Here is a 14,606-nt window from a genome sequence, read left to right as displayed (position 1 = left end):
CGCCGGCTGGATCCACCGTACCCACGCCGGTGGTCGGGGTGAGACGCAGGACACAACACGGCGATGTGACGGGTAACACCATCGTCGCCACGGGGGATATGACCTGTGAAGGCAGACAGTCTTTGTGGAATGTTTGGAAAGGACGGCCCTCATGTCCCGGACCACCAGAACACTCACCGCCACGGCGTGCGCAGCAGGCCTGATCGCTGCGGTCGCGCCCGCCGCGAACGCCATCAACACCGACTCACTCGGCGGCCCGCCGGCCGGGTGCGAGGTCGACGTCGAGCAGGTCGCCGAGGAGACGCCCGGTCCCTTCGACGGCGTCGGATGGACGGTCGGCGAGCACGGCAACCTGTGCGGCAACCTCGGCTATCTGTTCCTCGAGACCGAGGGCGGCACCGTCTCCTCGCCCACCAAGGTCCTGCTGTACCACCACGGCGAGCAGGTCGCGACGCAGCCCGGCGACACGCCCCGCGTCCTGCTCGGCGGCCACAGCGACTTCCACGTCGCGCTGCGCATCCAGCAGCCGCCCGCGCAGGGCGAGGCCAACGCGGAAGCCGGCTACCTCACCACCGTCTACGTCTGGAACCCCCTCGCGGGCGACGGCGACGCCACCCCTATCGGGCCGCTGCCGCCCGGCATCACCATCTGACGTGGTGAGCTGACGTCGTGGACGGGTCCGGGCCGGGGCGGCCGGCAGACGAGGCCCCCGCGGAGGCCGGGGGATCGCGCCCGGGCCCGCCCCGGGGTGTGATCGCCGCGGCGGTCGTGCTGGTCGCGTTGTTGGTGATCGGCGTCGCCGTGGTGGTCGGCCTGCGTCTCAGCGGCAGCTATCTGGGCGAGGAGGTCGCCTCGGGCCCGCTACCGACCAGCACGAGAACCCCGGTCACGCGACCGGATCGCAGCACGCGGTCCACCACGACCGGCACCGCCACCACGACGACCGCCCGCCGCGCCACCGCCGCGTGCGACGCGCGCACGATCAACGCCGACCTCGGCCACCCGCGCAGCGGATCACGCATCATCGACTGCGGCGGCGGGTGGGCCGTCATGGCCAGCGAGCACTCCGGCGATCCGTACTGGGTGTCCTTCCGCGACGGTCGCTGGCGCACTGTCCCCGACATCTCGATGTACTTGATGACCTGCCCCGACGAGGCCATCGCCAAGGGCGCGCCGGCGTGGATGGCGGACAGACATCTGAACACCTGCCCGTCGCTCAACCCCCCGACGCCGATCACGCGCCCGAGCGTGCGGCCCACCCCGCCGCCGCCTCCCGGTAGTCCGACCAGGCCGACGATCCCGACGCCCCCGGCCAGCCCACCGACCTCGTCCACCCCCGCGGGTTCGACGGGCGCGACGAGTACGACGACGACAACCCCGACGACGACAACGACCGCAGCCGCCGGGGCCACGTCCCGCTTCGTGGAGGTCGAATAAGGCCGGTGCGGCGGACCCGGCCGGAGGCGAGCAGGGTGCGGTCAGCGGCTGACCGCCGCGTCCGGCCCGCCCAGCTCCTGCCGCAGGTTGCGCTTGAGGAGCTTGCCTGTGGCGGTCCTGGGGAGTTCGTCGACCAGCAAGACCTCGGACGGCGCCTTGAAATGGGCGATGCGGCCTCGGGTCCACTGCCGCAGCCCGTCGGCGTCGACGCTCGCCCCCTCGGTGCGGACGACCACCGCCATCACCCGTTCGCCCCACTTCGCGTCGGGCACGCCGATGACCGCCACCTCGCGAACCTCCGGATGCTGGTACATCACCTGTTCGACCTCGATGGGGTAGACGTTCTCACCGCCGGTGATGACCATGTCCTTCTTGCGGTCCACCAGGGTGTAGAAGCCCTCCTCGTCGACGTGGGCCAGGTCCCCGGTGTGGAACCAGCCGTTCCGCAGCGCCTTGGCGGTCTCGTCGGGCTTGTTCCAGTAGCCGATGAACACGTTGGGTCCGCGGACGCACAGTTCGCCGACCTCACCGGTCGGTACCTGCACGCCCTCCTCGTCGACGATGCGGAAGTCGTTGAACTGCGCGGGCCGGCCGATGGAGCCGGCGTGCGCGACGACGTCCTCCGGCTGGAGGCAGGCCGCGATGGGGGCGGTCTCGGTCATCCCGAACCCTTCGGTGAACTCCATGCCGGCCTCCCGCAGGGCGGTGATCACCGTGATCGGGCACGGCGCCCCGCCGCTGATGCCGGAGCGCAGCGTGGACAGGTCCGCGGTCTGGAGCGCCCCGGACTGGGCGACGGCCGCCCACATCGCGGGGACGAGGAACGCCTTGGTCACCCTGTGCCGGGAGACCGCCTCGAGCCAGGCATCGGGCGCGAAGGCTTCCGTGATCACCACCTGGGCGCCGATGAACAGGAATGGCAGAGTGTGCACGCCGAGGGCGCCGATGTGGAACAGCGGCGCGGCGGAGATGGTGATGTCGGTGCGACCGAGGCCCGAGTCGAACCCCATCCCGTTGACCGCGTTGTAGAAGAAGTTCCCGTGCGTGAGCATGGCGCCCTTCGGGCGGCCCGTGGTGCCCGAGGTGTACATGAGCACGCAGATGTCGTCGTGGGAGATCTCGCGCTCCACCCGCTCCGGCGACCCACCGGCGAGGAACTCCTCGTAGTCGCCGGCGCTGCCGCCCCCCGAGGTGGTGGCGCGCTCTGCGAGGGTCGGCACCGTCACGGAGCGTTGGATCCGCCGGTTGTCGGCGGTAGCGCCGGCAGCAAGCTCGGCGAATGCGGTGCTGTGGAACAGGAACGACGACCCGGAGTCCTCCAGCACGTAGGCCACCTCCGAGGCGTGGAGGCGGAAGTTGACGGGCACCGCGATCGCGCCCAGCTTGGCCACCGCGAAATAGATCTCCATCATCTGCGGGCTGTTGAGCAGGAGCATCGCCACGCGGTCGCCGCGCTGGACCCCGTTCGCATCGAGGGCTGCGGCGAGCTGGTTGGTCCGCGTCTCGAGCTGGGAGTAGGTGGTCACGGCGCCGCCGACGTCGTCGACGAGTGCCGTCCGCTGTCCGTTGCGCAGCGCGTGCTGGGTGAGCCAGGAACCGTATCCGCGATCAGTCATGGTGTGACGGTAACCACATACAGCGAAGCGCACGGGCCGAACGCAGCGGGCCCGGGCAAACGCGGACTGGACGACTCACCAACAGGCACAATCGCAGGTATGGCTGACTCCGCGCGCGCGACGTTCACCGAACTCACCGAGGGCAGGCCGTTCCCGCCCATGACCGGCCGGGCGCCCGCCGACCTGGCCGCCGCCGGCTTCGTCGAGTCGGAGTGGGCCGTGTCCGGCGAGGCCGCCTCCTATGACGCGACGGTCACTCCGGCTGACGGCCGGTTCGAGCTCACCGATGCCGACACCGCGCCGTATGCCACCCGCGCTCTCGTGCGCCGCCCGGCCGACCCGGCGGCGTTCAGCGGCGTGGTGCTGGTGGAGTGGCTCAACGTCAGTGGCGGCCAGGACGCCGCCCCCGATTTCACCTACCTCGCCGACGAGATCCTGCGCGCCGGGCACGCGTGGGTGGGTGTGTCCGCGCAGTTCATCGCGGTCGAGGGTGGCGACGCCGCCGTGGGGATGGGCGGCCAGACACAGGGGCTGCGCGCGACCCGACCCGAGCGGTACGGCGACCTGCACCACCCCGGCGACGCCTACGCCTACGACATCATCACGCAGGTCGGCCGGTACGCGCGCGATCCGCAGGCCGGAGCCGCGCCCGCGGGTCCTCTCGGCGACCTGCGGCCGCATCGGGTGATCGCGGTGGGCGAGTCGCAGTCGGCGTTCGCGCTGACCTCGTACGTCAACGGCGTGCACGCCCGCGCCGGGGTGTTCGACGCCTTCCTCCTCCACAGCCGTGGAGCCGGCTTCCTGCCGTTCGACGACCGCGGCCGCGGTGCCGACATCCGGGCGGCGCTCAGTGCGGGTCCGGCGCGACTGCGCGAGGACGTCGGCGTGCCGGTGCTGCTCGTGCAGGCGGAGGGCGATCTCATCGGGATGATCGGCTCGCTGCCGGCGCGCCAGCCCGATTCGGAGTGGGTCACCACGTGGGAGATCGCCGGTCAGGCGCACGCGGACCTGTACCAGTTGGGCGAGTTCGCGCAGTTCGTCGACTGCCACGGCCCGATCAACTCCGGCCAACAGGTGTTCGTCCTGCGGGCCGGGCTGCGCCACCTCGTGTCGTGGGCTGGCGGGGGAGCGCGCCCACCCGCCGCGCCGCCGGTAGAGATCGACGACGACGACAACGCCACCACTCGCCATCCCGTCACCGGGACGCTCGGCAACAGTCGGGGCGGCGTGCGCACCCCGGTGGTCGACGCTCCGGTCGAGCATCTGACCGGCGAGCCGGATCGGGATGCGCAGCCGATGTGCATGCTGTTGGGCCGGACGCTGGAGGTGGACGAGCAGGAGTTGCGCGATCGGTGGGAGAGCCGGGCGCAGTACCTGGCCGCCTACGCCGAGGCCACCGACCGGCTGATCGCGGAGGGGTTTCTGCTGGCCGACGACCGCGAGGAGATCCTCGCCGACGCCCGGCCGGAGCGCGTCAGCTGGTGACGGGTTCGGGTCGGTCTCGGCGCAGTGGTGAGCGGCCGGCGGTGCGGTCGGGCGAGCGGGTGAGCAGGATGACCGCCACGAACAGGGCCTGCGCCGCCACGTAGGTGGCCATCACCACCAGATCGCGCTGCGGCCAGTCGACCAGTTCCGGCCGGAAGGCGCCCAGGGCGATCAGCCCGTCGGAGAGCACGAACAGCGCGCCGCCGAGGCCGCCCACCCAGCCGTGGCTCGCCGCCAGGTACGCCACCGCGAGCAGCAGCAGTCCGTAGACCACGACGGCCGGGGCGAGCATCCCCGCGGACGGCACCGTGACCGCGAGCAGCGCGGCCGCGACAACCACGAGCAGCAGCGTCCACGCCATCGGCGGGCGGCCCCGCTCGACGCGGGTGAAGGCCACGATCCACAGCACCTGCGCCACCGCGAAGCCGCCGACCATCGCCAGGAACGTCGCGTCCTCCGGCATGACCCGCGGCAGCGAGTCGCCCACCCAGCTGCCGGCCAACGCGCCCAGGGCCCACGGCCAGGCGGGCCCGCGGTCGTCGCGAGGCAACGTCAACAGCGCCACCGCCAGCGCCGGCATGAGCAGGACCTGTGTCCACGCGGCCGCGGTCGTCGCATCGGCCACCAGCGCGATCAGGTGGGCCAGGGTCACGACTACGACGGGGATCCAGCTCAGCAGACGCATGCGGTGAACGGTATCGCCCGCAGATGCGGGGCGTGGGGCTACAGGCGGGCTCGTCGTCGTCCTCGTCGTCGTCCTCGTCGTCGTCCGACAGCCGCGTGGACCAGCAGCGCTGCCGTCACCACCACGCAACACACCACCCCCACGCCGAACGCGACGGTGATGCCCTCGTCGGTCGAGTAGGTCGAATCCGACGGGTGGGCGGCGAGCACCGCGGCGGAGAGGGCGGCGCCGAACGCACCGCCGACCGTGCGCAGCACCTGGTTGAAGCTCACCGCGCTGCCGAGCTGATGCACCGCCACGCTGCGGGCGATCAGCGCCGGCATGGCCGCATAGCCCGAGCCGATCCCCACGCCGAACAGGAACATTCCCAGGGCGAGGGACCAGATGTGGTCGTGGTTGAGCCACAACAGCACCGACGCGGCCGTCATCACCGCGGCACCGACCGGCAGGAACACCGCCATGTCCACGCGGCGGGAGAGCACGCGCACCGAGCGGTTGGCGGTCAGGCTGCCGATCGACAGCGGGGCCATCATGAAGCCCGCCCACATCAGGGGCACCGACAGGCCGAAGCCGGTGGAGGTGGGCGCCTGCGCGACGAGGCTGGCGATGGACAACCCGATGTACATGGCCACCCCGAGGCCGATCGCGGTGGCATTGGCCAGCAGCACCTCCGGGGTGCGCACGACCCGCAGGTTGACCAGCGGATGCGGGGTCCGGACGCTGTGCAGGCCCCACGCGACCAGGGCGACGAGCGCCACGGTGAGCACCGCCAGCGTGGCCGGCGCGGCCCAACCCCAGTCCTGCGCCTCGGAGATCCACAGCACCAGCGCGGCCAGCCCGACGCCCAGCAGGATCGCGCCGCGCAGGTCGAACGGTGTCCGAGGCGCGAGGGGGTCGGGGCCGCCGGGCACGAAGCGCCACACCCCGACCGCGGCGGTGACGACGAAGGCGGCCGCGAACGCGAACGCGGCACGATGGTCGAACGTCGCCGCGAGGACCCCGGTCAGCGGATAGCCCAGTCCCAGGCCGATCGACACGGTCACCGACAGGGTCGAGATCGCGGGTTGTGAGTCGGCGAAGCTCATGTGCCGGCGGGCCAGGGCGATGGTGACCGGCACCGTCCCGTACAGCAGCCCCTGCAGCGCGCGGCCGAGGAGGAACACCGTGAAGTTCGTCGCGACCGTGGCGACGACGGAGCCGACGAAGATCACGGCCAGGCTGATCAGGAGCAGTCGCCGGGTGTGCGGGCCGTCGGCGAGGCGACCCATGACCGGGGTCGACACCGCGCCGACCAGCAGGTTCACGGTGAGCATCCACTGCGCCTGGCTGACCGGGATGTCGAACTGGGTCGCCACCGACGGCACCAGCAGCATGCCGAGTGAGCTGACGACCGAGCTGGTCAGCGCGGCGTACACCAGGGCCTGGACGAACCAGCGGGGCGCGGGGCGGCGGTCGACGGCGGTCATCGCCGGGCGCCGGGGGAGTCGGCGGCATCGGGGGCGTCCGCTGCGCCGGGGGCGTCCGCGTCCAGCCGGCGTAGCAGCGGGATCGCGGCGGCGATGGTGGCGCGGTCGGCGTCGTCGAGATGGTCGGCGACCGAGCGGGCCAGCCAGTCCTGCCCGGCGGTCTGTTCGGCGCGAAGTCGTTCGCGGCCGGAGTCGGTGAGCTGGACCAGGACGCGGCGGCCGTCGTCCGGATCCGGGCTGCGCCGGATCAGGCCGAGCTCCTCGAGCTCGCGAACTGCGTTGGCGATCGCCTGGTGGCTGATCCGCTCGAGGCCCGCCAGGTCGGTCGCCGTCAGCGGGCCGCGGCCGGCGAGGTGCGACAGGATGCCGACCTTGCCGAGCGACAGGGTGCGGTGGGCGTTGAACCGTCTCCACAGTGGGCGCAGGGCATCGCGCAGTTCCGCGGCCAGTGCGGCGGGGTCGGCGGGCGAATCCGGGTCGGAGGGGAGGGTCACCCGCCCAACTGTACAACCAAGTTGCGCAACTACGTTGCGGAGTCGGCGCCCCCGCCCGCCCCCGCCCGCGCCCGCCAGTCGCCCGCCCGGGCATCGCGAAGAGCGTTCCGCACACGTTTCCCGAGAGGGGGTGTGCGAAACGCTCTTCTCGATGGAGGTGGGCCGGCGGCGCGGTGGCTCCGTCAGTACGTCCCGCAGTTGGTGGGCGCGGGGACCCCGTCGATCCGGTCGGCCAGATACTGCACGGTCCCGGGCAGGCCGGCGAGCATCGGTGTCGCGTGGTTGATCACCATGCCGGGGGCGATCGGCGGCGTGTGATCGATGACCATCTCGACGTCGGCGCCCAGGGCGCACCAGTCGCGGCCGAGCTGCTGCGACTGTGGCCCCGGCACCACGTCGTCGTTGACCGGCGAGAGCACGCGCACGGGGGTGGTGGGCTTCAACCGCCCCACCCGCTGCATCTCCAGGTACTTCATGGCCACCGGGTCCTCGCGGACGATCTCTACGGCGGGTCGGCCGGTCCTGGTGTAGCTGGCGGTGCGGTGCTGGAAGAACTGGACGGCGGTCTCGCCGATGCACTGGTCGGCGGTCGAGGTCAGCATCGCCTGGCCTCCGTCGCTGAGGTGGACGTCCATTCGCTCCCTCAGCTCGGGGTAGGCGTCGGAGAGGCTGTTGAGGGCGTAGCCGATCACGCCCGCGATCGCGGAGCCGTCGGCCTGCTCGAGCGTGGCCAGCAGGTCGGCCGGCGGCGAGCCCGCGGCGGTCCCGACCAGGTCGAGCTCCGGCGCGTACTGCGGATGCAGCTCGGCCGCGGCCGCCACCGCCCCGCCACCCTGCGAGTACCCGGAGAACACCGTGCGCGGGTTCGGGCCGGTGTCCGCACCGGGCACGGACGGGGCGACGCGGGCGAGGTCGAGCACGGCGCGTGCCTGGGCCTCGCGGTGCACATACGAGTGGAGGCCGGGCGTGCCCAGGCCCTCGAAGTCGGTCACGGCCACCGCGTACCCGCGGGCCAGCAGGGCATAGGCCTGGATGATCTCGTAGCCGAACCCGACGCCGGGCGGATCCGTCTGGACGTTGGCCACGTTCTGGAAGGTCTTCGACGGCGCGCAGTGGTCGGCCTGCCCCTGCGTGCCCGGCGCGATCACGGCGAGCGGTCGCGAACCGGCGCCGGCCCACGGGGCCCGCGGCTGCAGGTAGGTGCCGGTCACGGCGATCTGCTGGCCCCGGGAGCCGACGGAGGTGTACATGATGCGCTGCGCGTCGGTCGACAGCGGGCCGGCACCGGCGGTGAGGGCCTCCGAGCCGGGAACGTCCGGGAGGGCGCCGGCGAGCGGGAACGCCTCCGTCTTGATCAGGGCGCCGCTGTCCGCGGGGAGGTCGACCGGCGGCTGATAGAACGCGGGCGCCGGGTCGTTGGACGATCCCTGCGCTGACGCGGCAGGGGCGACGAGGGCCCCTCCGGCGACGGTGGTGGTGATGGCGGCGGCGAATGCGGCTGCGCGCATCGCGGTTCGACGAAGTAGCACGGTCCCCCCGGACTTGTGTTTCGGATCACTAGCTGTGGGGAGTGTAAGCGCACGTTGTGGACTGCAGTCCGTTCACCCCGCCACGGTGTTGCGGTTCGACCCTTGACTTTTAATAGTCGACCGGTCTACTAATTAATTCATGGATACGGGAGAGACGGTCGTGGCGCCGCGGCGGCGGGGTCGTCCGCGCAAGGACCAGTCACAGCCGGATGCCCCTCGGGCGCGGCTGCTGCGCCGGGGCGTGGCGATCCTGACGGAGAAGGGCTTCAGCGCCGTGCGGATCGAGGAGGTCCTCACCGCGGCCGAGGTGCCGAAGGGGTCGTTCTACTACTACTTCGGCAGCAAAGAAGATTTCGGTTTCGCCCTGATCGACGAGTACGCCGACTACTTCGCGGCCAAACTCGATCGCTGGTTCGAGGACCAGACACTCGCCCCGCTGGACCGCCTCCGCGCGTTCATCGCGGACGCACGGCAGGGCATGGCCCGGCACGGGTTCCGGCGTGGTTGCCTCGTCGGCAATCTCGGCCAGGAGATGGGCGCCCTGCCGCCCTCGTTCCGGGACCGCCTCACCGCGGTTCTCCGTGATTGGGAAGCGCGCACCGCGCGGTGTCTGACGGCAGCGCGAGACGCCGGCGAGATCCCGGCAGACACGGATTGCGTCCGACTGGCCGAGTTCTTCTGGATCGGGTGGGAGGGGGCCGTTCTGCGCACGAAGCTCGAACGCGACCCCGCCGCGCTGGACACGTTTGCAGAACAGTTCCTGGCGATGATCGCCGACGACACCCATGAGAGGCAACGATGAGCGAGAACTTCAGAGCAGTACTGATCAGTGGAGGCGTCAGCGGGCACTCGGCGGAGGTCGCCGATGTGTCGCCGGCGCAGCTCCCCGAGGGCGATGTGACCGTGCGGGTAGCCTGCTCGACCCTCAACTACAAGGACGCACTCGCGATCACGGGCAGGGGCTCGGTGGTCCGGTCCTTCCCGATGGTGCCCGGGATCGACTTCGCGGGCACCGTGGAGGAGTCCACGAATCCGGACTTCGCGCCCGGTGACCGCGTCGTACTGAACGGCTGGGGCGTGGGGGAGCGCCACTGGGGCGGGCTCGCCGAATACGCCCGGGTGAAGGGCGAATGGTTGATCCCGCTCGAGGAGGCCTTCACGTTCGAGCAGGCCATGAGCATCGGCACCGCCGGGTACACCGCGATGCTGTGCGTCATGGCGCTCGAGCGCCACGGGGTGACCCCTGACTCCGGCGAGATCCTGGTCACCGGCGCCGCCGGCGGCGTGGGGAGCGTCGCCATCGCCGTGCTGGCCGCGCTCGGCTACCGGGTCGTCGCCGTGACCGGCCGACCCGACGAAGCCGACTACCTCACAGGACTCGGCGCGACCCGGATCCTGCCCCGGTCGGACTTCACCGAGCCCGGAAAGCCGCTCGCCAAGGAGCAGTGGGCGGGTGCGATCGATGTGGCGGGCGGCCGAGTGCTCGCCAACGTCTGCGCGCAGATGAAGTACCGATCGGTGGTCGCGGCGTGCGGACTCGCCGCCGGGATGGACTTCCCCGCCACCGTCGCGCCCTTCATCCTGCGTGGGGTCACCCTGGCCGGCGTCGACAGCGTGATGTGCCCCGCGGACGAGCGCCGGGAAGCCTGGCGGCGGCTCGCCACCGACCTCGACCCGGCCCTGCTGGAGTCGATGACGGAGAAGATCGCCCTGGACGACTGCATCCCGGTCGCCGACACACTGCTCGACGGGACCGTGCGCGGCCGCGTCATCGTCCCCCTCACCGACAACTGATCGAAGGACCAACACCATGAGCGACATCAAGGCCCCCAGCCGCTTCCCGGTACCCGAGCTCGACGACCTGCCCGTGGACATCCGGGCGGCCATCCTGGCCGTCGAGGAGAAATCCGGCTTCATCCCCAACGTCTTCCTGATGTTGGCCCACCGCCCGGACGAGTTCCGCGCGTTCTTCGCCTACCACGACGCCCTGATGGACAGGCCGGGGAATCTGACCAAGGCCGAGCGGGAGATGATCGTCGTCGCGACCTCGGGCCCCAACCAGTGCCAGTACTGCGTTGTCGCCCACGGCGCGATCCTGCGGATCCGGGCCAAGGACCCCCTCGTGTCCGACCAGATCGCCACGAACTACCGCAAGGCGGACATCACCGATCGGCAGAAGGCCATGCTCGACTTCGCGCTGAAGGTCTCCGCCGAGGCCTATGCCGTGTCCGACGAGGACTTCGCCATCCTCGAAGGCCACGGTTTCACCCGGGACGACGCCTGGGACATCGCCTCCATCTCCGCGTTCTTCGGCCTGTCCAACAGGATCGCCAACGTCGCCAGCCTGCGCCCCAACCCCGAGTTCTACGGGATGGGCCGAGGCTGAACTCCTGCCGGTGAGCCGGCCCGCCAGAGGTCGTTCGCGGCGGCCATGACCGCGGCCAGGGTGGCAGTGAGGACGGAGCGATCCCTCCCGGCCGCCCAGTGGACGTCGGCGCCGGTACGGAATTCGACCAGGGTGAGCGCCTCGCTCTGACTGCCCGCCCCCACGCTGGTCTGGTGGAGGCTGAGGACCTCCACGTCGATGCCGCCCGCCGCGAGGGCTCTGGTGAGCGCCTCGACCGGGCCGACCTCGGTGTGGACGCTGACCTCGTCGTCGTCGTCAATCCTCAGGGCGATCCGGGTGTCGGCCCGCCCGCCCGTCTCGGACGTGGAGAACTCGGTGAGGACGATCGACTCGGTGCCGGGGGCCCGGCGGAGGTAGGCGTCCTGGAAGACCGCCCACAGCTGTGCCGCCGTGAACTCCAGGCCGGTCGAGTCGGTGTGCTGCTGCACGGTGCGGGCGAAGGCGATCTGGAGCCTACGGGGCAGTTCGATGCCGTATTCGGTCTCGAGCAGGTAGGCGATCCCGCCCTTGCCGGACTGGGAGTTCACGCGGATCACGGCGTCGTAGCTGCGGCCGATGTCGGCGGGGTCGATCGGCAGGTTCGGGACCTTCCACGCGATCTCACCCTCGGGGCGGCCCTGCGCGGCGGCCCGGGCGCGGTGCTCGGCGAAGCCCTTCTTGATGGCGTCCTGGTGCGTACCGCTGAAGGCCGTGTGGACGAGATCGCCGACGTACGGGTGGCGCGCGGGGACCTCGAGCCGGTTGCAGTACTCGACCGTGCGGCGGATCTCGTCGATATCGGAGAAGTCGATCATCGGGTCGATGCCCTGCGCGTGCAGGTTCAGCGCGAGCGTGGCGATGTCCACGTTGCCGGTGCGCTCGCCGTTGCCGAAGAGGCAGCCCTCGACGCGCTGCGCCCCCGCGAGCACGGCCAGTTCGGCGCACGCGATACCGGTGCCGCGGTCGTTGTGCGGGTGCACCGAGAGGATCACCGCGTCCCGGCGGGCGAGATTGGTGTGCATGTACTCGATCTGGTCGGCGTACACGTTCGGGGTGGCGATCTCGACCGTGGCGGGCAGGTTGAGGATCACCGGGCGATCGGTCGTGGCGTCCCACAGTGCGGTCATGGTGTCGCAGAGGTCGAGCACGTAGTCCGGCTCGGTGAGGTTGAAGACCTCCGGCGAGAACTCGAACCGCACGTTCGGCAGGTCGCCGGCGAGCTCCAGCACGTCGCGGCCTCCGGCGACGATGAGGTCCTTGAGTTCGTCCGGCGCGTAGCCGAGCACGGTGTCGCGCCAGGTGGGGGCGGTCGCCGTGTACATGTGGATGACGACGGGGTTGGTGATGCCGCGGACCGAGGCCACCGTGCGTTCGATGAGGTCGCGGCGGGCCGGGGTGAACACGACGATGGTCACGTCGTCCGGGGCGATCTCACTCTGGGCGATGAGGCGGACGAAGTCGTAGTCGGTCTGCGAGGCCGAGGGGTAACCGACCTCGATCTCCTTGTAGCCCATCGCCACCATGAGTTCGAAGAACCGGCGCTTGCGGGCCGGGTCCATCGGTTCGGCCAGCGCCTGGTTGCCGTCGCGCAGGTCGACCGGCACCCACAGGGGCGCCGCGGTGAGGCGGCGGGTCGGCCACTCCGGCCGGGTCACGGGCACGTCCACGCGGGAGTGGACGTCTGAATATCGGTGGGACGGCATCCGCGAGTGCCGCTGCCGGTTCCACGCGGGGGCGTGGCCGGGCACCGGCCCGTCGGGCGTGATGATGCGGGGAAATGATGCGGTCATGTTGAGCGGGTCCTTCACTTCTCGGGTCGGGTGACCGGCGCAGGTTCGGGCTCCACGACGGGAGCCGGTCCGACTACGCCCCGCCGTGGCGACTAAGGAGAAGGCACTCGAGAAAACGCATGGGCGAAAACTATCACAACTCCTCAGACAAGTAGAGTTGTCGGCATGGAACGTGTGACGCGGGTGAGACGGGCATCGCTGGCGGATCAGGCCGCCGAGCTGCTGTTGGAGCGGATCCGGTCCGGAGAATGGGCGCTGGGTGAGAAGCTTCCCGGCGAGACGACGCTCGCGCCGCAGCTGGGCGTGGGGCGCTCGACCGTCCGCGAGGCAATCCGCCAACTCGCCGGCCGCGGGGTGCTGACGTCCCGGCAGGGGGCGGGCGTGTTCGTCACCGCGCTCGAGGTGCCGGAAGACTGGGATGCCGTGCTCCGGCGTGCGGACATCGTCTCGGTGATCGAGGCGCGTGTGGCTATCGAGGCCGAGGCCGCTGCGCTCGCCGCCGCACGGCGGACCCCCGCCGACCTGCGGGCGATCCGGCGCGCGCTCGCCCGGCGGGCCGAGAACCGCTCCGACATCGAGCGCCATGTGGACGTGGACACGCAGTTCCACCGGGCGATCGTGGTGGCCGCCCACAACCCGGTCCTCGTGGAGATGTTCGACAGTTTCACGCCCAGGGTCCGCGCGGCCATGATCGACATGCTCCGCCTCCGTCAGGACTTCGGCAGCGACGCCGACCAGCGGGCCCACGCCGAGCTGGCCGACGCCATCGCGGACCGCGACGCCGCGGCCGCGTCGCGCCTTTCCCGCGCGCACCTGGGCGAGCTCGGGGAGGCGCTGTCGTGAGCGGGCAGCGAGGCCCTGGCCTGGGCGGCAGGGCAGCAGGCCCTGGCCTGGGCTCCGGCCGGGCCGACGGGGCGGCGGCCGAGGTGTTGCGCCTTCGCGACGTCGACTTCGTCCGCCAGACCGAGCAGATCCTCTCCGGCATCGACCTCACGGTCCGGGCCGGCGAGCGGTGGGCGCTCATCGGCCCCAACGGGGCGGGCAAGAGCACGCTCATGGGCCTGTGCGGCGCCGAGGCCCACCCGACCCGCGGCTCGGTCCACGTCCTCGGCCACCAGCTGGGTCGGGTCGAGATCCGCAAGCTGCGGGAGTCGATCGGGCACGTCAATCCCCGGCATCCGCTGCGCTCGCCGCTGACGGTGCGGCAGGTCGTGCTCACCGGCGCGACCGGCACGACGGATCTGATGGGCCGGTGGGAGCCGGATCAGCCCACGCTCGACCGGGCCGACCACCTCATCGAGATGCTCGGCCTGGACGGGCTCCGGCACGCCGTGTGGCCCACCATGTCGCAGGGCGAGCGCGGCCGGGCGCTCATCGCGAGGGCGCTCCTGCCGAACCCCGCCCTGCTGCTCCTCGACGAGCCGTCGACCGGCCTCGACGTGGCGGCCCGGGAGCAGTTCCTCTTGACCCTCGACCAGCTGCACGACACGCAGCCCGATCTGGCGACCGTGCTCGTCACGCACCACCTCGAGGAGCTGCCCACGTCGACGACCCACGCGATGCTGATCGCCCAGGGCCGGATCCACGCCTCCGGTCCCGCCCGGGACGTGCTCACCTCGGAGCTGGTGACGGAGGCCTTCGAGTATCCGATCGAGGTCGATCACCGACAGGGGCGATGGTTGGCCCGCGCCGGCCGGTCACGCCAGAGCTGAGTACCG

The 14,606-nt window shown here is 71.3% G+C and carries 14 protein-coding genes; 7 read left to right on the top strand and 7 right to left on the bottom strand.

Going from position 1 to position 14,606, the window contains the following annotated elements; genetic code table 11:
* Window positions 1–151: 151 nt before the first annotated feature.
* Window positions 152–652: an LppP/LprE family lipoprotein gene (locus K3888_RS05480; RefSeq protein WP_230929238.1), complete on the top strand. Its 501-nt coding sequence runs from the start codon at window positions 152–154 to the stop codon at window positions 650–652.
* Between the two features lie 178 nt (window positions 653–830).
* Here K3888_RS05480 and K3888_RS05475 read toward each other — a convergent pair whose 3' ends face one another.
* Window positions 831–1,412, bottom strand: a complete 582-nt coding sequence (locus K3888_RS05475) for a hypothetical protein (protein ID WP_230929237.1) — start codon at window positions 1,410–1,412, stop codon at window positions 831–833.
* 66 nt (window positions 1,413–1,478) lie between these two features.
* Complete coding sequence (locus K3888_RS05470) at window positions 1,479–3,053, bottom strand: acyl-CoA synthetase (RefSeq protein ID WP_230929236.1); 1,575 nt, start codon at window positions 3,051–3,053, stop codon at window positions 1,479–1,481.
* Between the two features lie 99 nt (window positions 3,054–3,152).
* On the opposite strand from K3888_RS05470, the gene K3888_RS05465 reads away from it, so the two are divergent.
* Entirely contained in the window at window positions 3,153–4,538 is a 1,386-nt protein-coding gene (locus K3888_RS05465; protein ID WP_230929235.1) for an alpha/beta hydrolase domain-containing protein, read from the top strand.
* Here the strand turns inward: K3888_RS05465 and K3888_RS05460 are convergent.
* The 4 genes from K3888_RS05460 to K3888_RS05445 form a co-directional block, all read right to left on the bottom strand.
* Window positions 4,528–5,223, bottom strand: a complete 696-nt coding sequence (locus K3888_RS05460) for a lysoplasmalogenase family protein (RefSeq protein WP_230929234.1) — start codon at window positions 5,221–5,223, stop codon at window positions 4,528–4,530. The genes K3888_RS05465 and K3888_RS05460 overlap by 11 nt on opposite strands.
* A 38-nt stretch (window positions 5,224–5,261) precedes the next feature.
* Window positions 5,262–6,689, bottom strand: coding sequence for an MFS transporter (locus K3888_RS05455; protein ID WP_230929233.1), 1,428 nt, complete (start codon window positions 6,687–6,689; stop codon window positions 5,262–5,264).
* Complete coding sequence (locus K3888_RS05450; protein ID WP_230929232.1) at window positions 6,686–7,183, bottom strand: MarR family winged helix-turn-helix transcriptional regulator; 498 nt, start codon at window positions 7,181–7,183, stop codon at window positions 6,686–6,688. The genes K3888_RS05455 and K3888_RS05450 overlap by 4 nt, the downstream gene beginning before the upstream one ends.
* Window positions 7,184–7,365: 182 nt before the next feature.
* On the bottom strand, window positions 7,366–8,691 hold the full coding sequence (locus K3888_RS05445; protein ID WP_230929231.1) for a lipase family protein: 1,326 nt from the start codon (window positions 8,689–8,691) through the stop codon (window positions 7,366–7,368).
* Between the two features lie 160 nt (window positions 8,692–8,851).
* On the opposite strand from K3888_RS05445, the gene acuR reads away from it, so the two are divergent.
* The 3 genes from acuR to K3888_RS05430 are packed head-to-tail and all read left to right on the top strand — an operon-like array spanning window position 8,852 to window position 11,098.
* The gene (gene acuR, locus K3888_RS05440; RefSeq protein ID WP_230929230.1) at window positions 8,852–9,514 is read left to right on the top strand and encodes an acrylate utilization transcriptional regulator AcuR; all 663 of its coding nucleotides are present in this window, start codon (window positions 8,852–8,854) and stop codon (window positions 9,512–9,514) included.
* A complete protein-coding gene (acuI, locus tag K3888_RS05435) occupies window positions 9,511–10,506 on the top strand; it encodes an acrylyl-CoA reductase (NADPH) (protein ID WP_230929229.1) in 996 nt (331 codons plus the stop codon). The genes acuR and acuI overlap by 4 nt, the downstream gene beginning before the upstream one ends.
* Window positions 10,507–10,522: 16 nt before the next feature.
* Entirely contained in the window at window positions 10,523–11,098 is a 576-nt protein-coding gene (locus tag K3888_RS05430; protein ID WP_230929228.1) for a peroxidase-related enzyme, read from the top strand.
* Here the strand turns inward: K3888_RS05430 and K3888_RS05425 are convergent.
* The gene (locus K3888_RS05425) at window positions 11,077–12,888 is read right to left on the bottom strand and encodes a 2-isopropylmalate synthase (protein WP_230929227.1); all 1,812 of its coding nucleotides are present in this window, start codon (window positions 12,886–12,888) and stop codon (window positions 11,077–11,079) included. The genes K3888_RS05430 and K3888_RS05425 overlap by 22 nt on opposite strands.
* Before the next feature lie 165 nt (window positions 12,889–13,053).
* Here K3888_RS05425 and K3888_RS05420 point away from each other — a divergent pair, with 165 nt between their 5' ends.
* Both K3888_RS05420 and K3888_RS05415 read left to right on the top strand, forming a co-directional pair.
* Window positions 13,054–13,731: a FadR/GntR family transcriptional regulator gene (locus K3888_RS05420; RefSeq protein ID WP_230929226.1), complete on the top strand. Its 678-nt coding sequence runs from the start codon at window positions 13,054–13,056 to the stop codon at window positions 13,729–13,731.
* A gap of 47 nt (window positions 13,732–13,778) precedes the next feature.
* On the top strand, window positions 13,779–14,600 hold the full coding sequence (locus tag K3888_RS05415; protein WP_230929408.1) for an ABC transporter ATP-binding protein: 822 nt from the start codon (window positions 13,779–13,781) through the stop codon (window positions 14,598–14,600).
* Window positions 14,601–14,606 lie beyond the last annotated feature (6 nt).

Origin of the sequence: Dietzia aurantiaca, from assembly GCF_021033825.1 — a bacterium.
Lineage (GTDB): Bacteria > Actinomycetota > Actinomycetes > Mycobacteriales > Mycobacteriaceae > Dietzia > Dietzia aurantiaca.
Note: the sequence above shows the minus strand (reverse complement) of the source record. Positions and strands in the feature narration are given on the sequence as shown.